Annotated in this window: 18 protein-coding genes; 6 read left to right on the top strand and 12 right to left on the bottom strand. The window is 72.6% G+C overall.

What is annotated here, in order from left to right:
* Nucleotides 1-62: 62 nt before the first annotated feature.
* The 4 genes from ACWED2_RS13410 to ACWED2_RS13395 all read right to left on the bottom strand — a co-directional run bounded on the left by ACWED2_RS13410 (nucleotide 63) and on the right by ACWED2_RS13395 (nucleotide 6,360).
* Nucleotides 63-3,893: an nSTAND1 domain-containing NTPase gene (locus tag ACWED2_RS13410; RefSeq protein WP_449690723.1), complete on the bottom strand. Its 3,831-nt coding sequence runs from the start codon at nucleotides 3,891-3,893 to the stop codon at nucleotides 63-65.
* Nucleotides 3,894-4,009: 116 nt separating this feature from the next.
* On the bottom strand, nucleotides 4,010-4,663 hold the full coding sequence (locus tag ACWED2_RS13405) for a hypothetical protein (protein ID WP_449690722.1): 654 nt from the start codon (nucleotides 4,661-4,663) through the stop codon (nucleotides 4,010-4,012).
* Entirely contained in the window at nucleotides 4,660-5,502 is an 843-nt protein-coding gene (locus tag ACWED2_RS13400) for a G1 family glutamic endopeptidase (RefSeq protein ID WP_449690721.1), read from the bottom strand. The genes ACWED2_RS13405 and ACWED2_RS13400 overlap by 4 nt, the downstream gene beginning before the upstream one ends.
* Nucleotides 5,503-5,598: 96 nt before the next feature.
* A complete protein-coding gene (locus tag ACWED2_RS13395; protein WP_449690720.1) occupies nucleotides 5,599-6,360 on the bottom strand; it encodes an AfsR/SARP family transcriptional regulator in 762 nt (253 codons plus the stop codon).
* A gap of 180 nt (nucleotides 6,361-6,540) precedes the next feature.
* Here ACWED2_RS13395 and ACWED2_RS13390 point away from each other — a divergent pair, with 180 nt between their 5' ends.
* Nucleotides 6,541-7,170, top strand: coding sequence for a hypothetical protein (locus ACWED2_RS13390; RefSeq protein WP_449690719.1), 630 nt, complete (start codon nucleotides 6,541-6,543; stop codon nucleotides 7,168-7,170).
* A 58-nt stretch (nucleotides 7,171-7,228) separates the two neighbouring features.
* On the opposite strand, the gene ACWED2_RS13385 is transcribed toward ACWED2_RS13390, so the two are convergent.
* Nucleotides 7,229-7,843 carry a TetR/AcrR family transcriptional regulator gene (locus ACWED2_RS13385; protein ID WP_449690718.1) on the bottom strand — a complete coding sequence of 205 codons (615 nt, stop codon included), beginning with the start codon at nucleotides 7,841-7,843 and terminating at the stop codon, nucleotides 7,229-7,231.
* A 108-nt stretch (nucleotides 7,844-7,951) separates the two neighbouring features.
* On the opposite strand from ACWED2_RS13385, the gene ACWED2_RS13380 reads away from it, so the two are divergent.
* A complete protein-coding gene (locus ACWED2_RS13380; RefSeq protein ID WP_449690717.1) occupies nucleotides 7,952-8,476 on the top strand; it encodes a hypothetical protein in 525 nt (174 codons plus the stop codon).
* Nucleotides 8,477-8,495: 19 nt separating this feature from the next.
* Here ACWED2_RS13380 and ACWED2_RS13375 read toward each other — a convergent pair whose 3' ends face one another.
* Genes ACWED2_RS13375 through ACWED2_RS13345 form a run of 7 tightly spaced genes read right to left on the bottom strand, consistent with a single transcriptional unit; the run spans nucleotide 8,496 to nucleotide 14,587 of the window.
* A complete protein-coding gene (locus ACWED2_RS13375; RefSeq protein ID WP_449690716.1) occupies nucleotides 8,496-10,202 on the bottom strand; it encodes a S8 family serine peptidase in 1,707 nt (568 codons plus the stop codon).
* An 11-nt stretch (nucleotides 10,203-10,213) separates the two neighbouring features.
* A complete protein-coding gene (gene ddaH / locus ACWED2_RS13370; RefSeq protein WP_449690715.1) occupies nucleotides 10,214-11,005 on the bottom strand; it encodes a dimethylargininase in 792 nt (263 codons plus the stop codon).
* Nucleotides 11,006-11,022: 17 nt separating this feature from the next.
* Entirely contained in the window at nucleotides 11,023-11,685 is a 663-nt protein-coding gene (locus ACWED2_RS13365) for a DUF6875 domain-containing protein (RefSeq protein WP_449690714.1), read from the bottom strand.
* Nucleotides 11,682-13,058 (bottom strand): FAD-binding oxidoreductase, encoded by a 1,377-nt coding sequence (locus tag ACWED2_RS13360; RefSeq protein WP_449690713.1) that lies wholly within the window; start codon nucleotides 13,056-13,058, stop codon nucleotides 11,682-11,684. The genes ACWED2_RS13365 and ACWED2_RS13360 overlap by 4 nt, the downstream gene beginning before the upstream one ends.
* Nucleotides 13,058-13,375 carry a hypothetical protein gene (locus ACWED2_RS13355; protein ID WP_449690712.1) on the bottom strand — a complete coding sequence of 106 codons (318 nt, stop codon included), beginning with the start codon at nucleotides 13,373-13,375 and terminating at the stop codon, nucleotides 13,058-13,060. Before ACWED2_RS13355 ends, ACWED2_RS13360 begins: the two co-directional genes overlap by 1 nt.
* Nucleotides 13,372-13,776, bottom strand: a complete 405-nt coding sequence (locus tag ACWED2_RS13350) for a cupin domain-containing protein (protein ID WP_449690711.1) — start codon at nucleotides 13,774-13,776, stop codon at nucleotides 13,372-13,374. Before ACWED2_RS13350 ends, ACWED2_RS13355 begins: the two co-directional genes overlap by 4 nt.
* Nucleotides 13,777-13,828: 52 nt before the next feature.
* Nucleotides 13,829-14,587, bottom strand: coding sequence for a LuxR C-terminal-related transcriptional regulator (locus ACWED2_RS13345; protein WP_449690710.1), 759 nt, complete (start codon nucleotides 14,585-14,587; stop codon nucleotides 13,829-13,831).
* A 304-nt stretch (nucleotides 14,588-14,891) separates the two neighbouring features.
* Between ACWED2_RS13345 and ACWED2_RS13340 the strand changes: the two genes are divergently transcribed.
* From ACWED2_RS13340 to ACWED2_RS13325, 4 genes are read left to right on the top strand one after another with little or no spacing between them, the layout of a single operon-like run.
* Nucleotides 14,892-16,175, top strand: a complete 1,284-nt coding sequence (locus ACWED2_RS13340; RefSeq protein WP_449690709.1) for a SidA/IucD/PvdA family monooxygenase — start codon at nucleotides 14,892-14,894, stop codon at nucleotides 16,173-16,175.
* Nucleotides 16,172-18,259, top strand: coding sequence for a class I tRNA ligase family protein (locus ACWED2_RS13335; protein ID WP_449690708.1), 2,088 nt, complete (start codon nucleotides 16,172-16,174; stop codon nucleotides 18,257-18,259). The genes ACWED2_RS13340 and ACWED2_RS13335 overlap by 4 nt, the downstream gene beginning before the upstream one ends.
* Nucleotides 18,259-19,296 (top strand): NAD(P)/FAD-dependent oxidoreductase, encoded by a 1,038-nt coding sequence (locus ACWED2_RS13330; protein ID WP_449690707.1) that lies wholly within the window; start codon nucleotides 18,259-18,261, stop codon nucleotides 19,294-19,296. The genes ACWED2_RS13335 and ACWED2_RS13330 overlap by 1 nt, the downstream gene beginning before the upstream one ends.
* Nucleotides 19,296-20,600 (top strand): FAD-dependent oxidoreductase, encoded by a 1,305-nt coding sequence (locus tag ACWED2_RS13325; protein WP_449690706.1) that lies wholly within the window; start codon nucleotides 19,296-19,298, stop codon nucleotides 20,598-20,600. The genes ACWED2_RS13330 and ACWED2_RS13325 overlap by 1 nt, the downstream gene beginning before the upstream one ends.
* Nucleotides 20,601-20,625 lie beyond the last annotated feature (25 nt).

Here is a 20,625-nt window from a genome sequence, read left to right as displayed (position 1 = left end):
CAACGGTCCGGCCGAAAGGGGGCTGCGCGCTGCCTCGACCGGAGTAACGGCGCGCGCCGGGGTCAGGCCGGGCAGGGCGGCCGGTAAGCGATGTCCGGGAGGTACCGCCGCCACTCCTCTTCCGTGATCACCGGGGAGGCGTGCCCGCAGATGCGCGTGGCGGCCGCTTCGACGGAGGTCTCCCACAGCCGGACGAGCCCGTCCCGGCCGGCGGTCGCGAGCACCGCGCCGTCGGGGCTGAACGCCACCGCGCCGATGCCCTTGGCGTGGCCGTCCAGCACCGCGTCCGGCCGGGGCGCGGCGAGGTCCGCGACGTCCCAGAGGCGGGCGGTGCCGTCCCCGCTGCCGGTGGCCAGGCGCCGGCCGTCCGGGGAGAACGCCACGGAGAACACGACGTCGGTGTGCGCGTTCAAGGTGGCACCCGGCCGGGGGTGCCGCGGGTCGCCGACGTCCCACAGCCGGGCGGTGTTGTCGGCGCTGCCGGTGGCCAGCGTCCGCCCGTCCGGGGAAAACGCCACCGAGTGGACGAAGTCGTCGTGCCCTTCGAGCACGCCGAGCGCGACCGGCCGAGCGGGGTCGGACACGTCCCACAAGCGCGCCGAGTTGTCCCCGGCGGCGGTGGCCAGCGTGCGCCCGTCGGGGCTGAACGCGATGCCGAACACCGCCTTCAGGTGCCCGGTGAGGGTGCCGAGCGGCCGGGGGTGGCGCGGATCGGAGACGTCCCGCAGCAGCACCATCCGGTCGTTGTCGGTGGTGGCCAGTATCCTGCCGTCCGGGCTCATCGCGGTGGCGAACACCGTGTCCACCCAGGGAGCGACGTTCGTCCCGCCGGGCAGGACCGCGGCCTGGCTCCCCCGGCGCGGGTCGGTGAGGTCCCACAGGCGGGCGGTGTTGTCGTTGCCGACGCTGGCCAGCACCGTCCCCGGCCCGCTGATGGCCACCTGGCGCACCATGCGGGTGTGCCCGGCCAGCACCGTGAGCTGCTCGGCGTCGACCGCGCCCGCCCGCTGCCAAAGCCGCACCGTGTTGTCGGCTCCCGCGCTGACCACGGTGTGCCCGCCGGGCGCGAACGCCACGGTGTTGACCGCGCCGGCGTGCCCGCTCAGCGCGAGACCGGACAGGTCCCACAGCCGCAGGGTGCGGTCCCAGCTGCCGCTGACCAGCCGGCGCCCGTCGGGGCTGAAGGCCACCGCGAACACGGCATTGGTGTGGCCGGTCAGGGTGGCCAGCTCCCGCGGGTGCAGCGGGTCGGCGAGGCTCCACAGCTGCACGGTGTTGTCGGCGCTGCCGGTGGCCAGGGTCCGGCCGTCGTGGCTGAACCCGGCGGCGGTCGCCTGGTTGCCGTGGGACAGCGTGCCGAGCGCCTGCGGCGCGGCCGGGTCGGTGACGTCCCACAGCCGGGTCAGGTTGTCGTTGCCCGAGGTGGCGAGCATGCGGCCGTCGGGGCTGAACGTCACTTTGCGGATGTCGTCGGTGTGCCGGATCGGCGCCCCGAGCGGGAGGGGCCGCCCCGGCACCGAGACGTCCCACAGCCGGACGGTGTCGTCGGCACTGCCGGTGGCGAGCACCCGGCCGCCGAGCCCGAAGGCCACCGTGTGCACGGCCTTCTCGTGGCCGCTCACCGTCGCCACGACCGCGGGATGGGCCGGGTCGGCGAGGTCCCAGATCCGGGCGGTGTCGTCATCGGCTCCGGTGGCCAGGTAGCGGCCGTCCGGGGTGAAGGCCACGCTGTTGACGCCGCCGGTGTGCCCGGAGGCCACGGCGATTTCCTGGGGACGCCGCGGGTCGGCGATGTCCCACAGGCGGGCGGTGTTGTCGTGGCTCACGGTCGCCAGCAGGCGCCCGTCGGGACTGAACGCCACGCCTTTGACGTTGTGGCCGTACCCGGTCAGCACCGCGATCGGCTGGGGGTGCCGGGACGAGACGTCCCAGATCCGCACGGTCAGGTCCTCGCCGCTGCTGGCCACCAGCCGGCCATCGGGGCTGTAGGCGGCGGCTTCGACGTTTCCGGTGTGGCCGAGCAGGCGCGTCGCATAGGGCGTCGCGATCGTCGAAAGCACACTGGATCCGGCCTCGACGGTCGGAGCCAGCCGGTAGGCGGCGAGGCTGAGCTGCGCCGCCAGCGCCGGGTTCGCCGTGCGCAACGCGGCTCCTTCGCCCGCGACCTTCTGCGACAGGGCGAGGTCGCGCTGGTCGTTGGCCCGGCTGCGCGCGCTCGCGGCGTAGATCGTCGCCCCGACCGCGACGAGCAGCAGCGCGGTCAGCAGCGCCACCGACTGGCGCAGCCTCCGGGTGCGGCGGCGGGCCGCGCGCAGCTCGCGGTCTTCCAGCGCGCTGCCGGCGTCCAGGAACTCCCGCTCGCCGTCGGTCAACGTCGTGGTCGTGGCCTCCGCCCACTGCCTGGCCACCGCCAGCCGCGTGCCGCGCAGCAGCGCCGCGTCCTCGCGGCCGAGTTCCTCCCAGCTCGCGGCGGCCTCGGCGAGCCGGCGGTGGATGCGCCTGCCGTCCCGGTCGTCGGCCAGCCAGTCGCGCAGCCGCGGCCAGCACCGGATCAGGGCCTCGTGGGTGATCTCGACGGCGTCCTGGTCCAAGGTCAGCAACCGGTGCCGGACGAGCCCGTCGAGCACCGTCGCCATCTCCTCGTCGGCGTCGTCGACTTCGGCCCTGCTGATGCGGCGTTTGGTGTCTTCGGTGCCGTCTCCGGGGGTGGTGAGCCGCAGCAACAGGTCGCGAAGGAGGTCTTGCTGGTGGGGGCGGAGGCTGTCGTGGAGGGTCTCCGCCGTCCGGGCGAGGGCACCGTCGATCCCGCCCGCGGCTTGGAATCCGGCCAGGGTGAGGGTGTTGCCCCGGCGCCGCCGCCACGTCTCCCGCAAGGCGTGCGACAGCAGCGGGAGCACACCGATCCGGCCGTGGGTCTGCGCGACCAGCTCCGCGACCAGCGCGCCCTCGACGGTGCACTCCACCTTGCGCGCGGGATTGGTGATGGCCTGCCGCAACTCGGCTGCCGACATCGGCCCGACGGCGATCTGGGCATCGCGCAGCATCTCGACGAGCCCGGCATGGGCGGTGCAGTGCCCGTAGAAGTCCGCGCGCACGCCGAGGACCACCCGGAGCCGGCTGCCTTCGGCTTGGGCCGCGGTGCACAGTGCGTCGATGAAGCGGGCGCGGGCGGTTTCGTCTGAGCAGAGCGTGAAGACCTCTTCGAACTGGTCGACCACGAGCAGGAGCTCGGCACCGGCGGGACGGTTCCGGTAGCGGTCCCGGACGAGCTGGTGCAGACCGCTCTCGTCGGCCGTCAGCCGGGCGTGCAGGTCCTGCGCGTCCCGGCCGAAGGCGTCGGCCAGCCGCGTCGCGCAGGAGAGCAGCGGGTCGCCGCCCGGGGTGACCACGACCGCATCGGTACCGCCCGAACCGAGCCGGGGCACCAAGCCGGCCTGGAGCAACGACGACTTGCCCGCGCCGGAAGCCCCGAAGACACCGACCAGCCGGTGCTTGGCCACCCGCAGCGCCACGAGGTCCACCAGCGCGTCCCGGCCGAAGAACCGGTCGGTGTCGCCGGGGCCGAAGGCGGCGAGCCCGACGTACGGCTGGAGCTCGTCCGGCACGTCGATCTCGATCCGGTCCGGTTCCGGCCGTTCCGCGTTCGCCTCGTGCCAGCGCTGCTCCCATTCGGCCACGTCGCCGCCGCACGCGCGGACGTAGGCCAGGGTGACCGGAAGACTGGGCAGTTTCCGGCCGGCCGCGGCGTCGGACAACGTGCCCGCGGAATAGTGCGCGCGCCGGCCCAGCTCCCGGTACGGCGGATTGCCCGCCATCCGGCGCAACTCGCGTAGACCGATCGCGAAGTTCGCCGCTGTCCCGTCTTCGGTCAGCGGGCGCTCGTGTCGCGGCACCGGCAGGTTCCTCCCCCTCGGTTACGAGGGGGCACATTCTTCGGGAGCTCCGAGTGCGGTGTCCAGCGATCGCCCGGATGACTTCGCGGCTGCCCGGCGCCGCCGTCGAAAGGCGCTCAGCCGCCGGTGCCGGGCGGGCGGGCGCACGCGGCCAGCACCGAGCCACCCATCTTGATCCGCAGCTGGGTTGCCGTGGCCTCGCCGAAAAGCTGGCCGGTCGGTGTCAGCGGTGGGGGTCCCGGGCAGAGGATCGTCGCGTTGTCACTGCGGTAGATGCCCAGCCCGGCGACCGTGGTGCCGGTGGGTGCGAAGACGAAGAACGCGTCACCGGTCCCCACGCTGAACTGGACGGCCGGGAGGCTCACCGCCGCCGAGGCGGCGAGGACGGTCAGGATCGGCCGCTCGGCGGGCGGCGTGGCGGAGAAGTCCACAAGGGACACCGAGCGGTTGCCGCCGCCGGTCGGCGACTCCAGGATCAGGACGTGGTTGCGGGTCCCGATGAACATGTACCGCGACACGCCGAGCGTCTGGTGGAACACCGACCCGGTCGGGCCGCTGACGACGAGACCCTGGACCCCGGTGGTGGTCCGGGTGACGGTCCGGTCGCCCATGGTCGTGGCCGGCGCCGAGGACCAGGCGGTCGCGGCGCTGTTGTTGAACAGGCCGTTGGAAATCGTGATCGGGTCCGCGGCCACCGCCGGCGTCCCGCCCGCGACCGCGGCCGTCAGGGCGGCGCCCACCACCAGCGCCGCCCGGCGCACCCGGCTCACTGGTGCGCCCAGGTGACCGCGAAGTTCTGGCCGTTCGTACTGGCGACGCCGGTCGTGGCGTAGGTGGTGGTCGCGTCCTGCTCTTGGATCCGGGTCCGCTGCCAGGTCGGGTTCGACGACATCGACCCGCTGTGGCCCGCGTTGTCGGTGGCGACCGCGTTGTTCATCAGCGCCCGGCCGTAGTTCGCCAGCGGGAAGAAGTCGCTCGTCCCGAACCGGCCCACGGCCTCGACGATCCAGTCGGCGCTGCTGCGTGAGCAGACGAGGCCGGCGGCGCACGTCTGGGTGGTGGTGAAGCTGGTGTGCCGGGTGGCGTCCGCCACGGTGATCGTGAACTGCGCGGTGGCCGCGTTGTAGGTGACGTCCGCGCTCACGGAGTCACCGGCGTCGATGGTCAGCACCGGCTGGATCGCGTTGGTCGGGAACATCTCCCACCAGAGCTCGTAGACGGGGGTGCTGTTGACGCAGCGGGCCGAGCTGCCGCCCTGCTCGACCGTGCCGTTGGTCCACCCGTCGAAGCCGACCCAGAAGATCGCCCAGGCGTCCGACGCCGGGCAGGTGATCGGCCGCTGCGTCCACGCGGCGTGCACGTGGGTGAAGGTGGCGGCGGGCGTGGACAACGAGGTGACGGCGTAGCCGGCCCAGTTCCGCGAGGTCGCGTTGACCAGCGGACCGGCGACCGCGGGCGAGAAACCGGTGTGCCGGGCCGCGCCGGCGAACGGGCTGCCCGCGTACCCCATCGGTGCTGCCGCGGCACTCGCCGGCGCCGCGGCCCCGGCGCTGAACACGACCGCCGCCGCCACGAGGACGGTGTACGACCGGAGCCGTCGGAGTTTCATGGGAGTCCCCCTGTCTGCGAAGGCCGCAATCGGCGTCCGGGCCGACTCTGACAAGCGGCGCTGAACCGGCACTGAGCCGGCGCTGAAATGCGGTGGTCAGCAGGCCAGGAGGCGGACGGCGGCCGCGGACACCTCCAGGGCCGGGTCCTGCCGCAGGATCGCGAGCTCCAAGTCGCGCAGCCGCTGGTTGGGGTCGATGCCCAGGTTGTCGGCCAGGGCGGCGCGCAGCCTGCGGTACACGCCGAGCGCGTCGGCCTGCCTGCCGGTGCGGTACAGCGCGAACATCAGCTGCGCGTGCACCTGCTCGTCGAACGGGTGCGCCCGGGCCAGCCGTTCCAGGTCCGGTTCGAGCTGGGCGTGCTCGCCGAGGGCCAGCCTGGCCCGGATGAGCGCCAGCTGCGCCCGCGTCCGCAACCGCTCCAGAGCGGCGGCCTGCTCGTCCAGCCACGCGACTCCGCCGACGTCGATCAGCGCACGGTCCCGCCACAGCGCCAGCGCGGCACGCAACGCCGCCGCACTCTGCGCGGGGTCGTCTCCGCGCTCGCCCCGCTCGATCAGCCGTCGTGCCTCGGTCACGTCCGTCGCGCCGGGAACGAGCAGGTAACCGGGCGCCCGGGCGACGATCGCGGTCCGGTCGCCGAGCACCCGCCGCAGGGCGGACACGTGGCTTTGCAGGGTGTTCGGCGCCACCCCGCCGGCCTGATCGCCCCACGCGGCTTCGATGAGCCTGCTTGTGCCGACTATCCCTTCGCCGTGCAGCGCGAGTACCGCGAGCACCGCGCGTCGTCGCAGCCCCGATATCGGCACCGGCACCCCGCCGACGACGACGTCGACGGGGCCGAGCAGCCTGATCCGCACGTGACCTCCCGTCCCTCGTTCGATCCCCCGGGGTACACGGTGGCACGAGCCGTCGACAATCCGTCGACAGTCCGGCTGCCGGCCACTTGAAACAGTCCACCCGATCAGCCCAGCTGGGGAACCTCGCAAGCTCGACGTGGCGGCGTACCGTCAGAAGATTCTCGGAATGGCGAGGCTGCCATGGACGTCGCACTGCTGACCGCGTTGATCGGCTTGACCGCCGGTCTTCTGCTGGCCGGGATATTCGGCGGCAAGATCAAGACATCGTATTCCGAGAGCGGAACGCTTCCGCCTATCGCCCGCGTTGTCTGCGTGGCGCTGGCCGGTGTCACCGGAATCGGCGCCTTCATGCTTTACCAAGGGTACGAAGCCAAGAAGGACGAAGCCGCCTACCGTCAACTGGTCATGGGCAGTTGCGAGAGATTGCCGACATTTCTCAACGGCCCGCTGCCGCTCGACGCCCTCAATTCACGGGGCGACATCGTGATCAAGCCCTTCATCGCCGCCCTCGAAAACCGGAAGGCCGGAGCGCGCAGCGAGTTCGAGGAGCTGTGGCGCCACGCGGCCCCGGCCGGCCTCGCCGACGAACGTGACGCCGCGAAACGAGCCGCGGAGGTCAAGCTGACCGAGTTCGACACCGCGGTGTCCGCGCTCCGATCGTGGAAAAGGCCGACCATCTCACTGGCGGATCTGGCCCGGATCGGAAAGGCCGACCCCGCCGTTTCCACCAGGCTCAACGACGCTCTCACCGCGCTGGCCGGACAAGCCTGCACGGTGACCAATCAACCCCCGGCGGCGAGCCGGCCGTGAATCGCCGAGCTGGAGAACCCGGTGTCTCGAGGCGGGCTCGGACGCGGCAAAACGGCAATCAGCGCCCGACGTACAGAGTCGTCCGGATGATGTCGGTCAGGGCCTCGACGACGGGCTCGTCCTGGGCCGCTTCAGTGCCGCGGACCAGGTGGTAGCCCGCGCGTTCGACCATCCAGGTCAAGATGGCGGCGGTCTCGGCCGGGCGGACCGGGCGCATCACGCCCGCCGCCTGGCCGCGCTCGATCGCCGAGCGGGTGGCGTCGATGATCGACTGCATCTGCGTTCGCACCTCGACCGCGACGGCCGGGTCGTAGGCCGCGGTCTCGGTGATGATGGTGAAGGCCGCGGCGCGGCGGCGGTAGACCGCGACGATCGCCGTGACGGCCGCGGTGAGGCCGGCCGGGTCGGTCGTCTCCCACCAGGTGCCCGACACCTCCCGCAGCTCGGCCAGCACGGACTTGGCCAGCCGCCGGACCAGGTCGCCCTTGTCCTCGAAGTGGACGTAGAACGTCGACCGCGAGATGCCGGCCGCCCCGGCCAGCCGCTCGACGCTCAGCTCGGTGAACGCCTCGCCCGCTCCGACGAGTTCCTCGGTGGCGGCGAACAACCGTCGCTCGAGCTCTTCTCGGCGGTCCTGCCGCTTGCGGCCGGTGGGCCGGGTCACTGAAGGCACGGCCGGATCATAGCCGGACAGCAAATCCGGACAGGTTGTCCGGACACTGTGTCTTGACGCCGTGTCCGAGGGCGGCGCATGCTGGAGGGACCGACCGGGGAGGTATTCATGCTGGTGTTGAAGGCAGTGTTGTGGGCGCTCTGGGGCATCGGCGTCCTGAACATCGCGGCGCTGCTCGTGAGCATGGCGGCCTGCTGGATCCAGCAGCGCCGAGGCAACCAGAACCTGGACATGCTCCCGCTCGTCATGGCCGTCTTCGCCATGGGCACGACGTCAGTGGGCTGCTTGAGCGGTCTCGTGCTGATCTTGCTGTCCGACGCGGGCGCGCTCCTCATCATCGGCACGGTCATCCAGTTGTTCGGCCCGGCGCTCCTCGTCACGGCACTGCTGAGCCGGCTGTGGTCGGCCTGGGAAGACCACCGGCGGCTCCTGTCGCGGGAGGAGGTGGTACGCCTGATCGAGGCCGGTATCGTCCGCTCCTTCCGGCAACGGTTCGGCGTGGTGAAGCTGTCCCTCCGGCCCGGTGCGGTCAAGGAGTTCAAGCTGCGGACCCGCCACGCCCGTTGGGAGGACTACCCCGCCTTCGTGGCCGCCGCGAACGAGCGCGACGCCCGAGCCCGGAAGCTGCACTAGCGACTCCGGCCGGGAGCACTCACGGCCGGCCGTGGGTCACCGCGGACCAGGCGTCGACCGCGCCGTGGCCGTAGAAGCCGTTGAAGGAAGCGTCGCCCACGCACGTTGCCGTGTACGAAGGGTCGCGGCCTTCGTCGAGGTAATCGACCGTGCGCGGGACCGGGCAGGCGATCTTCGACGCCGTCTGTTCGAGGATCCGCTGCACGACGTCCGGGTCCAGGCCGAATCCGCCGCCGGGGGTCCGGTGGCCGTACTGCGACACGATCAACGCCGCGACGCCGGCCGCGTGCGGGGCCGCCATCGACGTGCCCTGCAGCCACCGGAAGTAGCCGACGCGGCCGTCGGCGGCCGGCTCCTTCCGGATGCCGACCGCGGCGCCCGCGGCGGTGATGTTCCCGTCCGCGTCGATGTAGCCGGCGGCCACGCCGACGCTGCGGGCGTAGGTCGAGAGGATCTCGTTGTCGCGGCTGTCGTACCACGGGGTGCCGAAGTAGTCGCGCTTGTAGCCGCCGGGCGCGGACACCGAGATCCGCTCGAGGCCGTAGTTCGAGTAGTCCGCCTTCGCCTGGGACGGGCCGAACCCGGCCACGCCGATGGTGTGCGGCCCCTCCAGCGGCAGGGTCAGGCAGGTCGCGTTGTCCACGGTGCGCGGGTGGGCGCGGTTCGACGGGTAGTCGGGGCTCGTCGCGTCCGGCTGCGGCGCCGCCAGGTCGCTGTGCTGGTTGCCCAGCGCGACCACCATCGTGACCCCCTTGCGGTGCGCGTAGTTCAGCGCCCGCTTCGTGGCCTCGATGACTGTGCGCTGCTCGGCCTGCTCGGCGGGCGAGTCCGCCGGGTTCGCCGTGCAGTTGTACAGCCACGGGTCGATGTAGAAGGACATGTTGACGACGTCGATGCCCGCGTCGCCGGCGTAGGTGAGCGCGTCGACCGTCGGCTGCAGGAAGTAGAAGCCCGAGTCCTGCGCCGCGCGGAGGTTCACCAGTGTCACGTTCGGCGCGACGCCGGACACCCCGAACCCGTTCGCGGCCGCGGCGATGGTGCCGGCGAGGTGCGTGCCGTGCCCGGTGCCGTCGACGTCGACCGGGTCCACGCAGCCGCGGTACTCGCAGGGCCCGTCGACCGGAACGCCGTTCTCGTCGGCGACGATGTCCTTGACGAAGTTGCGGGAGCCGGCGCGGTCGAAGTTCGGCGCGATGTCGGGGTGGGTGGCGTCGATGCCGGAGTCGATGACGCCGACCTTCACCCGCTTGTCGCCGGGCTGGACCGTGCGCGCGAGGTCCGAGCGCACGGACCTGAGGCCCCAGAGCTGGTCGTCGAGCGGGTCCAGGCCGGCGGACGAGCCCTTCGGCCCGGCCGGGCCGCGGCCGGTTCCGGTCTCGGCGACGTCGGGTTTCGCCACGGCCTTGCCGCTCTTGGGCACCGCGCCGATCGACTTCGCCCGGCCGGCCCCGAACACCCTGCGGTCGCCCGAGACCCGTTCGAGGAAACCGCCGGCCGGCGCGGCCGCGGTGATCAGGCCGGCCGCGGCGTTGCTCGTGACGACCGTGCCGCCGGCCGCGCGGACGGCCTTCTCGGCGGCCGCCACGTCGTAGCCGCCGGCGCTTTCCCGGGCCAGGACGGAGAATTCGACGGTGGGTCCGGACAAGCGCGGCTGGGCCGACGTGGCCGGCACGGCGAGCGCGCCGAACAGCGGCACCGCGAGGGCCAGTACGAAAGATCTTTTCACTACTGTTCTCCTCAATCGCGCAGTTCCAGCGTGCAGCACTTGACGCTGCCGCCCCCTTTGAGCAGCTCCGACAGGTCGGCGCCGATCGGCTCGAAGCCCCGCTCCCGCAGCTGCGCCGTCAGCCGCGTGGCGGCCTGGGGCAGGACGACGTGCCGCCCGTCGGAGACGGCGTTCAGGCCGAACGCGGCGGCGTCGGCGGCGGAGGCGATGACGGCGTCCGGGTACAGCCGCTCGAGCCGCCGCCTGCTCCCTTCGGTGAACGCCTCCGGCCAGTAGGCGATCAGGTCGTCGGCCAGCACGGCCAGTGCGGTGTCGAGGTGGTAGTGGCGCGGGTCGGTCAGCGTCAGCCCGGCCACCGGCAGGCCGAAGAACTCCGCGGCCTCCTCGTGCGCCCGCGGATCGGTCCGGAAGCCCGAACCGGCCAGGATCCGGGTGCCGGCGACCAGGAAGTCGCCTTCGCCTTCGTTGAGCCACCGCGCCTGCCGGACGTCGCGGTACCCGTGCCGGGCGAACCACTCCGCGTACGCCGCGGACTCCGGGCGGCGGAACCGATGGCGGAAGCGCGCGACGAGCACCCGGCCGTTCACCACGGTGGCGCCGTTGGCCGCGTAGACCATGTCCGGCAGCCCCGGCAGCGGGTCGAGCAGGTCCACCCGGTGGCCGAGGTCGAGGAAGAGGTCGTGCAGCCACTCCCACTGCGTGATCGCCAGCCCGGTGTCGGTGGGCTTGGCGGGATCCATCCACGGGTTGATCGAGTATTCGACGTCGAAGTACGCCGGTCGGACCATGAGGTAGTGCCGCACGCTCTTCTCCTGGGTGCTCAGGCCGTCTGCAACGACTTCTCGGTGCCCACCAGCCGCCGGACCAGCTGGTCGCGGATGCGGGGCGGGATGTCCGGGGCGAACCGCCGGAAGTAGCTTTCGGCGTGTGCGGTGCTGTCCATCAGGAACGGCAGGTCGAACACGACCAGCTTGCGGACGGCCAGCAGCGGGACCGGCGCGCGCAGCGCCTTGAACTCGTCGTTCCACAGGCCGGGCTGGTCGCAGACCGGGTGGAACTGACCGATCATCAGCCCGTCGGCGACGAACCCGTCCTTGGCCTCGCGCTGCAGGTCGTCCAGCGGGGTCGCGTCGTGGTGGTCCAGCTGCGGCAGCACGAGCAGGATCGTGAGCAGCTCCCGGTGTTCCGGTGGGATGCCGGCCGAAAGCCGCTCGTACCAGGTGCGCAGGCTCTCGATCGCGGCGTGCGCGTCGACGTCGGCGTTCGCGGCGGTCAGCGCGGCCAGGTGGAAGAGTCCTTTGTGGAGTGACGGCTGGGTGTAGGGGCAGACCGGGCCGTTGCGGCCGAGGTCCGGGTGCGCGGACACCAGGTACCGCCACGCCCAGGCGAGGATTTCGCGCAGGTGCGGGAGGTGCTCGGCGGGCACGGTGCCGGCGGCGACCTCGGCCGCGGTCCAGATGAGCACCTTGTCGTCGCCGATCATGAGCCGATGCTTTGCGCGAAGGTGAAGAACCCGTCCGGATCGACGCGTTCCTTGATCCGCTTCAGGCGCGGGTAGTTCTCGCCGTAGTAGGCGGTGCGCCAGTCCGCGAGGTCCGGGTCGGTGAAGTTCTGGAACGCTCTGTCCGACACGTACGGCGCCATCGCGTCGCCCAGGTCCGCCAGCCAGCGGAGGTTGGCCTCGACCACGGCCGGTTCGTCGTCTTCGGCCCACGAGGTGTCCATGGCCAGCAGGAACATCGCGTCGCGGTGGACGAACGCGGTGTCCGTCGCGCCGACCCGGTTGATCGCCCCGCCCCAGGAGAACAGGGCGGCACCGCCGCCGTCGGGGTTGCCGCTGCCGGGATGGCGCTCGACGAACGAGAGCATCGTGGCGATGGCCTCGTCGGGCAGCGACGCGGTGGCGATGTTCGTCCGGGACGCGAACGCACCCTCGGCGGTCTCGTGCCGCAGGTCGTCCTTGGCCTGCCAGAAGGTCCGGTCGGCGATGGCCGTGCGGACCGGCGGCGCGACCGACAGCACCGGGTCGAGGATCTCCCGCAGCTCCGCGGCGGACCCGAGGTGCTGCCCGACGGCCGACACGACGGTGTGGCCGCCGGCCGTGCTGACGCCGATCCGGGCCGCGAACTCGTCCGGTGCCCGCCGCACGGTGTCCTGGAGGACGGAGAAGACCTTCGCCGCGTCCGCGCTGTCCCACAGCAGCACGTAGGTGGCCCAGCCGGCGACCGGCGCGGCTTGGAAGGTGAAGGAGACGTTGACCCCGAAGTTCCCGCCGCCACCGCCGCGGCAGGCCCAGAACAGGTCGGCGTTGGTCTCGGCGTCGCAGTGCAGCAGCTGCCCGTCCGCGGTCACGACCGTGGTCGCGACGAGCGCGTCGGCGGTGAGCCCGTACACGCGGGAGGTGGCCCCGCACCCGCCGCCGAGGGTGAGCCCGGCGATGCCGACCGTGGCGCTGTTGCCGAGCGCGAACGCCATTTCGTGCGGCTGGATGGCCGCGTAGACGTCGGTCATCAGCGCGCCGCCCGCGGCTGTCACGAGCCCGGTCGAGCCGTCGGCGGACACGGTGTTCATCGGGCTGAGGTCCAGGACGAGGCCGGTGCCGGCCGAGTGCCCCGCGAAGCTGTGCCCGCCGGCGCGGACGACGACGTCGACGCCGGTGCCGCGCGCCCACTCGATGGCGCGCCGGACGTCCGCGGTGCCGGCCGCGGACAGGACGCCGGCGGGGGTGATCCCGGCGAACCGCTTGTTGAACGGCGTGCCGGCGGCGCGGAACCCGGCCTCGCCGGGCCGCCGCACGCGGCCGGTCACCGCGCGCTCGAGGCGTCGCCAGTCCGCGTCGGTGGGGCGCCGGGACACTAGCTCACCTCGTCGAGGTAGGAGACGCCGGTGGCGGCGTGCGGGCCGTAGCGTTCCCACACCTCGCGCAGCCGGAGGTGGCCGTCTTCGGTCACCTCCGGCGTGTTCACCGTGTGCCCGCAGATCACCTCGCCGGTGGCGAGCACCAGCGTGTACCCGAGGTGCAGGACCCCGTTCTCGCGCTGGGTGCCGGTGAGCGCGCCGCGCCGCACCTCTCCCCCGGCGAACTCCGCCCAGACGACGTCGTCTTCCTGCCGGTACACGGCCACGGCCTCGGCGCCGGGCTTGCGGAACTTCCGCCCGTCGTAGTCGATCACGCCGGTCCCGCCTCACCGGTGTCGTGCGCGACGAACTCGGCCGACATCTCCCGGTCCCACCAGATCGCGTAGTAGGAGAAGTCTTCGCCGTGCCCGGGGTCGTTGAAGAGGTGGTGCTCGATGCCCGGCTTCAGGAACACGATGTCCCCGGCCGCGAAGGCGTGCCGCCGGTCGCCGGTGACCACCTCGGCCCGGCCGGCCATGCCGATGAAGATCTCGTGCTCGTGGTGGGCGTGGGCCACCGACGCGTCACCCGGGCGCAGCACGCACCAGGCGCCGCGGAACGGCGCGGTCATCCCGTCCCACGGGTAGAGCAGCTTCATGTCCAGTCCGTAGGCCCGCGTCAGGTTCTCGGGCTCCAGCCTGCGGATGTCCAGGAGGGCAAGGTCTTGGTCCGTCACATCCCACTCCGATCAGCGTGTGTACGGTCGCCGCGTCCGACGCCGATCGACGCTAGGTCGGGCCGGTTTCCCGGCGATAGGGGAACTGTTCCCGATCGCCGGTGAATTCGCCGCGGCCGAGTCCGGCGTCCCGCGCCAGCACTATCGCCTGTGCCCGATCGGCTACTCCGAGTTTGGTGAAAATTGCCGACACGCGATTGCTGATGGTCTTGGACGCGAGGCCGAGATCGCGCGCGATCACCGCATTCGACCGGCCGGCGGCGATGCGATCGAGCACCTGCCGTTCCCGGGTCGTCAGTTGCGGAAAGGGATAGGGTTCGGGGCCGGAGGTCCGCACCAAAGTGCTGAACCGGGCGGCGATCGCCCGGCCGACGATCGCCTCGCCCGCCGCCACCACCCGCACCCCGCGCACGATCTGCTCGGCGTCGGCGCCCTTGACCAGGTACCCGCGGGCCCCGGCGTGGATCGCCGACCGGACGGCGGTGTCGTCGTCGGCCGCGCTGAGCACGAGGACCTTCGTTTCCGGCGAAACCAGCGCCACCCGGCCGATGATGTCGATCGGGCCGGACCCGCCGAGCTGCGGATCGACCACCAGCACGTCCGGCCGGTGCCGGGCGGTTTCGGCGATCGCCCCGTTCGCCGTGGCCGCCTCGCCGACCACGAACACCCCGCCGGCGTGTTCCAGTGCGGCCCGGACCCAGTGGCGGACCGACGGCTGCGGGTCGGCGAGCAGCACGGTCAGCGGAGCGAGCTCAGGGTGTTCGACCGGCCACAGCCGGGCGGTGTGGCCGAAACCGGTGGCATGACTCATCGTTCCCCCAAAGTGAACCGCTGCCGATCCGCAGGCGATCGGCTCCTCCCGGTGAAAGCGCGGTGCGCCTTCCATATCCGACAAGAGAGTCTCTTCGGCAGGGGGAATTGATCGCAATCAACTTTCTTGATCGCAATCAATTCGCCACATGCCGTCATCGATCGGTGCAACCCTGGCGTGAACGCTGTCGGCGAGATTCCCCGACGGCCGGGAAAACCGTCCCTACCACCCGGGAAAGTGCGCTCCTTACGATCGGTCCGGCGGCACGCGGCACGCCGACTATTCCAGGAATCGGAGTGTATCTGTGACCGAAGTACAGGTGGGTTTGCTCGCGATCGGAGCCGGGCCGGCGAACCTCGCGCTCGCGGTGGCCATCGAAGAGTCCGGGCACCCGGAGCTGGCCCGGCAGACGCTGCTGCTGGAGCAGGGGCCGGACATCAAGTGGCAACGCGACCTGCTGATGCCGTGGGCGCGCAGCCAGGTCTCCTTCCTCAAGGACCTGGTGACCCTGCGCAACCCGCGCAGCAGGTTCTCGTTCCTCAGCTTCCTCCACGACCAGCAGCGGCTCGACGAGTTCGTCAACCTGGGGACGTTCCACCCGTTCCGCTGGGAGTTCTCCGACTACCTGCAGTGGGTCGCGAAGTCACTGGAGGAGGTGCGGATCCGGTACGACGCGAAGGTGCGGAGCATCGAACCCGCGCGCGGCGAAGACGGCTCGATCGTCGGCTGGGTCGCCACCCTCGCCGACGGGGACACCATCCGCTGCCGCGACCTGGTCGTCGGCGGCGGCCGGGACACGCACGTGCCGGAGGTCTTCGCGGGTCTGCCCGCCGACCGGCTCATCCACAGCGCCCAGTACCGCCGCCGGATCGCGCAGCTGCCCGCGGACGCGCCGCTGCGCGCCGTCGTGGTGGGCGGGGCGCAGAGCGCGGCGGAGATGTTCATGGCCCTGCACGACAACCTGCCCAACAGCACCCGCACGATGATCGTGCGGTCGGTGGGCCCGCAGAACTACCAGACCAGCAAGTTCGTCAACGAGCTGTTCTTCCCGTCGTTCGTCGACCGGTTCTACGACAGCCCGCCGGAGGTCCGCCAGCAGGTGCTGGACGAGATGCGGCTGACCAACTACGCCGGGGCGGCCCCGCCGTTCCTCGACCAGATGTACACCACGCTCTACCAGCAGCGCGGCATCGGGCAGCACCGGTCGGAGGTGCGGACGCTGACCGAGGTGGTGGGTGCCCGGGTCACCGGCGACGAGGTCGTGCTCGACCTGCGCGACCGCACCAGCGGCAAGGTCGAGCCGTTGCACTGCGACCTGGTGCTCCTCGGCACCGGCTTCGACAACCGGATGCCCGCGCTGGTCCGGGACCTGGCCGAGCACGTCGGCCTGGCGGAGATTTCGGTCAGCCGCTGCTACCGGGTCGACCTCGGCGAGTCCGCCTGGGGTGCGGTGTACCTGCAGGGCGTCAACGAGGCCACGCACGGGATCGCCGACTCGCTGATCAGCGTGCTGGCCCACCGCTCCCGCGACATCCTCGACGACCTGCTCGCCCGCCGCGGCGCCGGCGAGCGCGAGGCCCTCCGGTGAACCGGCTCGTGGTGATCTCCCCCGCGCCGACGGCGAACGGGGACCTGCACCTCGGCCACCTCGCGGGCCCGTTCCTGGCCGCGGACGTCTGCACCCGGTACGCCCGCGCGACCGGCCGGGAAGCCCTGTACGGCACCGGCATGCACTTCACGCAGAACTACGTGGTCGCCGCGGCCGAGCGGCTCGGGGTGGCCCCGGAGGAGCTGCGGGAGCGCTCGGCCGCGCAGGTCCGCCGGACCTTCTCCGCGATGGGTGTCGAGATCGACGGGTTCGGCTGCCTCGGTGACCGGTTCACCGGGATGGTGACCCGCTTCTACGAGCGCCTGCACGAACGCGGGCTGCTGGAGCTGCGGACGGTGACCTTCCCGTACCTGCCCAGCACGGGCGAGTACCTGATGGACGCCTACGTCACCGGCGGCTGCCCGTTCTGCCTCGCCCAGGGGTGTGCCGGGATCTGCGAGAGCTGCGGGCTGCCGATCGCCCCCGGCGACCTGATCGGCCCGCGCTCGGCGACGCGGCCGGACGAGCCGCTGGAGCGCCGGGAGGTGGACATCCTCGTCTTCCCGGTGGAGCGGTACCGCGCGCAGCTGGAGGCGTACTTCGCGCGGACGCCGATGCGCCCCGGCATGGCCCGGCTGATCGAGTCCGCGCTGGCGGGGCCCCTGCCGGACTTCCCGATCACGCAGCCGGCGTCGTGGGGCATCCCGGCGCCGTTCCCGGAGGTGGCGGGCCAGGTCTTTTACGCACACATGGAAGGCATGCCGTGGAGCATGTTCACCACGGCGCTGGGCGCCGAGCGGCGCGGCGCGGTGCTGGCCGCCGACGACGAGCTCTGGCGCGCGGGCGCCGGCACGACGGTGGTGTACTTCCTCGGCCTGGACGCGACGTACCCGTTCGCGATCGTGGGCACGGCGCTGCTCACCGCGCTCGGCGAGCACGTGCTGCCGTCGCAGTACTTCACCAACGAGTTCTACGAGCTGGCCAACGAGAAGTTCTCGACCAGCCGCGGGCATGTGGTGTCCGGCCGGGAGCTGGCCGCCGAGGTGCCGCGCGACCTCATCCGGTTCCACCTGTGTGCCACCAGCCCGGAGTACCAGCGCACCGACTTCACCCGCGAGGCCCTGCTGCGGGTCGGGGAAACCCGGTTGACCGGCCCGTGGAACCGGGTCGCGGCGGCGGTCGACCGGTGGGTGGACCGCGGGCCGCTGCCGGTGTCGGCGGATGCCAGGCGGGTGGCGCGGCGGATGGCCGAGAGGTTCGCCGACGCCTACGAGCTCCCGCGGTTCAGCCTGACGGCGGCGGCCTCGACCCTCGCCGAGCAGCTCGCCCGGCTGGACCGCCTGGCGGCGACGGTGACGCTGGCGACGGCGGGCGACCTGTGTCACCAGGTGGAGGTGTTCTTGAGGTGCGCGGCGCCGATCTTGATCGACCTCGCGGCGGCGGCCTTGCCGGACACGATGCTGCCGGGACATCCGGACGCGGACACGGTGACGCCCAAGCGGTTACCGCGGCTGTCGGTGGTGGTCGGCGCGGCGGAGCCGGGCGAGTCGGCTGGGTCGGCCGGGGTGATGGGCGCGGCCGGCGCGAGTGGGCCTGCCGGCGCAGCCGGGCCAGTCCGCGCGGCCATCCCGACCGGCGCGGCCGGATCGCCCACCGCGACTGGATCGGCCGCCCTGCCCGGCCCGGCCGGCCCGGTCGGCGCAGCCGGGCCGCCCAGTGCGCCCGGGTCGGCCGGCGCGGCCGGAGCACCCAGCTCGGCCACTCCGACCGGATCGGCTGGGCCGCCCGCCGTGGCTGGGGCAGCCGGGTCACCCAGCGCGCCCGCGCCGGCCAGCGTGGCTGGGTGGGCCGGCCCGGCAGGCGCGAGTGACCCCGCCGCGGCAACAGGCGCAGCCGGGTCGCCGGGCGCGCCCGCGCCGGTCGGTGTGGCTCGGCCGGCGCGGGCGAACAGCGCAACCGGCGCACCCGGGTCGGTCGGCGCGGCCGGGCCCGTGGGTCCGGCCGGCGTCACCGGGCCCGCCGGCGTGGCCAGGGCGCGCACCGCGACCGGACCGGCCGGGGCCGCCGGGATCACGGCTCACTGATGGCCACGGTCGCCGTCGTCGGGGCCGGGGTCACCGGTCTGGTGACCGCGATCGGGTGCGCCCGGGCCGGGCACCGGGTCTGCGTCCTCGACCGCGGTCCCGTCCCCAACCCCGCCTCGACCTCGTCCGACCAGCACCGGGCCCTGCGCGTGCTGCGTCCGGACGATGTCGAGGGCACCGTGCGGATGGCCGAAGCCCGCCGCCGGTGGGCGGAACTGGAATCGCTGCTGGGCACCGGCTTCCTGCGGCCCGTCGGTGTCGTCACCGCCGGGACTCCGGACGAGCTCGAGCGGGCGTTCGACACCGCGGGCCGGGCGGGGGTGCCCGCCACCGCCGTCGGACCGGATGCCCTGGGGCCCGTCCTGTTCCCGGCCGGGACGCGCGGGGTGTTCGACCCCGGCGCGGCCGTGCTGCTGGCCGACCGGTTCCTCCTCGCGGCCACCGGCTGGCTCGCCGCGCACCCCGCCGTGACGCTGCGGCCGGGGTGCGCCGTCGCCGGTGTCCACGACCACCGGGTCGTGTTGGCCGACGGCACCACCCTCGGCGCGGACGCCGTGCTGGTCGCCGCCGGGCCGTGGAGCAGCAGCCTGGCCGGTCCGTCCGTCGTGCTGCACCGGCAGACCATGGTCTACCTGCGGCCGCCGCCGCGCCTGGCCGCCTGGTGGGCGTCGGCGCCCGGGGTCGGCCGGATCGGGGCCGACCGCCGGGCCTGGCTGCTGCCGCCCGGCGGCGGGGCCACGCTCAAGATCAGTTCCGACGCGGTGTGCCGGGAGGTCACCACCACCGCGGACCCCGACCACGAACCGTGGGCCGGCCGGCTGCTTTCCGAACCGATCCTCGCCGGCGGCGAGGGCTACGCCGTGGTGGGGATCAAGGACTGCCACTACGCGACCGATCCCGTCACCGGTGGTCCCGTCCTCGCGCGAATTCACCCGTCGGTGTGGTCCCGGCCCGCCTGCGGCGGCTCCGGGTTCGGCGCCGCCCCGCTCGTCGCCCGGGAAATCCTCGGCGGCGTGAACGACAAGGAGTGTGTGTAGTGGAGTTCACGATCGTGGGTGCCGGCATGGCCGGCGCGTTCCTCGCGCTCTCGCTGGGCCGGCAGGGGCACGTCGTGACGGTGTACGACCGCCGGCCGGACCCGCGCGGGACGTCCGTCGCGGTGACGTCCATGAACCTGGGGCTCTCCCGGCGCGGCCTGGCGGCGCTGGAGCGCCTGGGCCTGTCGGACGAAGTCACGAAACTCGTCGTGCCGATGCGCGGGCGGCTGCTGCACAACACCGACGCCGGTCTGCGCTTCTCCCCCTACGGCGACGGCGGCATCCTCGCCATCCAGCGCCAGGACCTCAGCGCGCTGCTGGTCGAGGCGGCGCTGAAGGAACCCGGCGTGCGGTTCGTGTTCGACACGCGGTGCACCGGCGTGGACCGGGACCTGCCGTCGGCGACCTTCGAGGCCCCGGACGGGCGGGCGTTCACGGTGACCCCGAACGTCGTGGTGGGCGCGGACGGCGCGTTCTCCGCCGTCCGCCGGTCCATGCACCACGAGCTGCGGGCGGATTTCTCGCAGAGCTACCTCGAGTGGGGCTGGCGCGAACTGCACATCCCGGCCGCCGCCGACGGCACCCACCGCATGGCCGACGACGTCTTCCACCTGTGGCCCCGCGGCGACACGATGATGTTCGCCCACCCCAACCGCGACGGTTCGTTCACCTGTTCCTGCGTCCTGCCGTTCCACGGCCCGGCGGGCTTCGACGCGCTGCGCACGGCCGCGGACGTCGAGTCGTTGTTCCGCCGGGAGTTCCCCGACGTCCTGGCGCTGGTCCCCGGCCTCGCCGGGGAGTTCCTGCGCCGGCCCACCTTCAACCTGGTCACCGTCAGCACCGCGCCGTGGACCTACGAGGGCAAGGTGGTGCTGATCGGCGACGCCTGCCACGCGGTGTACCCGTTCCTGGCCCAGGGCATGAACTCCGCCTTCGAGGACGCGCTCGAGCTGACCGACAGCCTGGCCGCCCACGCGGGCGACCCGGCGGCGGCGCTGGCCCGGTACTACGCCCGCCGCAAGCCGAACACCGACGCCCTCGCCACGATGTCGCACCGCAACTTCGCCGAGCTCCGCGACACCGTGCGGTCCCCGGCGGTCCGCTTGGAGCGGGCCTGCGACACGGTACTGGAGAAGCTGCTGCGCCACCGCTGGATGCCGCTGCACGCCATGGTCACCAACACGACCATCCCGTACCTGCAGGCCCAGCACCGGGCGACGCGCCAGCACCGGCTGTTGAAGTTCTTCGGCGCCACCGCGCTTTCGGCGACCGCGGTCGGGGTGGGTCGCCGGCTGCGCGGCTGATTCACCCGACGGGAAGAGGCCTTCG

Source organism: Amycolatopsis sp. NPDC005003, from assembly GCF_053600695.1.
Note: the sequence above shows the minus strand (reverse complement) of the source record. Positions and strands in the feature narration are given on the sequence as shown.